This window comes from Actinomycetospora sp. NBRC 106378 (assembly GCF_030269685.1).
Classification (GTDB): domain Bacteria; phylum Actinomycetota; class Actinomycetes; order Mycobacteriales; family Pseudonocardiaceae; genus Actinomycetospora.
The window spans coordinates 1-1,333 of the sequence record NZ_BSTT01000031.1 but is presented as its reverse complement, the minus strand read 5'-3'; the positions used below and the strand labels follow the sequence as shown (position 1 = coordinate 1,333).

The 1,333-nt window shown below is 71.5% G+C and carries 1 protein-coding gene; it reads right to left on the bottom strand.

Going from position 1 to position 1,333, the window contains the following annotated elements:
• Positions 1-8 precede the first annotated feature (8 nt).
• The coding region (locus QSK00_RS30270; protein ID WP_502872100.1) for an IS30 family transposase at positions 9-1,333 on the bottom strand (1,325 nt) is incomplete at its 5' end.

Below are 1,333 nucleotides of genomic sequence, written 5' to 3'. Positions count from 1 at the left end.
CCTTGGGCTCAGGGGGTCGACGCAACACCTGTGGCTTGTGGGTCGGACAGTAGCTGGGTCATGGCTCGGGCTGGTGATCGCCAGCCGAGGGTCTTGCGGGGTCGGCCGTTGAGTTCGGCCGCGACCGCGGCGAGGCGCTCGGGGTTGTGGGCTGAGAGGTCGCTGCTCTTGGGGAAGTACTGGCGCAGCAGGCCGTTGGTGTTCTCGTTGCTGCCGCGCTGCCAGGGGCTGTGGGGGTCGCAGAAGTAGATCGGCAGCCCGGCGGCCACGGTGATCTCGCCGTGGCGGGCCATTTCGCTGCCCTGGTCCCAGGCCAGCGAACGGCGCAGCGCCTCGGGCAGCGCGGTGATGGCGGGGATCATCGCGTCGCGGACGGCTTCGGCGTCGTGACGGGCGGGCAGGTGCAGCAGCATCACGAATCGGGTGCTGCGCTCGACCAGGGTCCCGATCGCCGAGGCGTTCTCGGCGCCGAGGATGAGGTCGCCTTCCCAGTGCCCGGGTACCGCGCGGTCGGCGGCCTCGGCGGGCCGCTCGGAGATCATGATCTCCGGGGTGATGTAGGAGCGGCTCGAGCGTTCCCCGAAGGCCTGGGGGCGGCGGACCGCGCGCCCGGTGCGCAGCTTCTTGGTCAGCTCCCGGCGCAACTGGCCCCGTCCTTGGACGTAGAGCTCCTGGTAGATCGTCTCGTGGGACACCTGCATCTCCGCCCGGTCGCCGAACCGTTCACGCAGATCGTGGCTGATCTGCTCCGGGCTCCACGCCAGCTCCAACCCGGCCGTCACCGCGGCGACCAGCTCCGGATGCGCGCTGAACTTCGTCGGCTTCGGGCGCCGGGCACGGGCCTCGGCCTTGAGCTGGGCCTGGGTCGCCCGGTAGGCGTCCTTGCGGGCCTGGCGCTGGTCGACGCGGCGACCCGGCCGCGGCGGCCCGACCGGCGCGGGAGCGTAGGCCCGGGAGCGCCCGGCCCGTTCCCGGGTGACGTGGTTGCGGTCGATCTCGCGCTTGACCGTGGAGCGGTCACGCCCGAGCCGCCCGGCGATCTCGGCGTAATTCAGCCCCTCGACCAGACCACGAGAGATCTCCTCCCGCTCGGCCGGCGACAGATACCGGCTCGAGGGCTCGACCAGCGACGGCGACACCCCGCCAGCCTCACGAACCCACCGCCACCCCGCGTCGACCGACACCCCCAACCGCGCACACACCGAACCGTGATCCACACCGTCACGGCGAGCCCGCCAGAACTCCCGACGCACCCACCGCGGAACAGCGACACCACCCACACCGACACCCACCCTCAACTCGAGGATGTTGCGTCCGCTCCTTGAATCCGCCG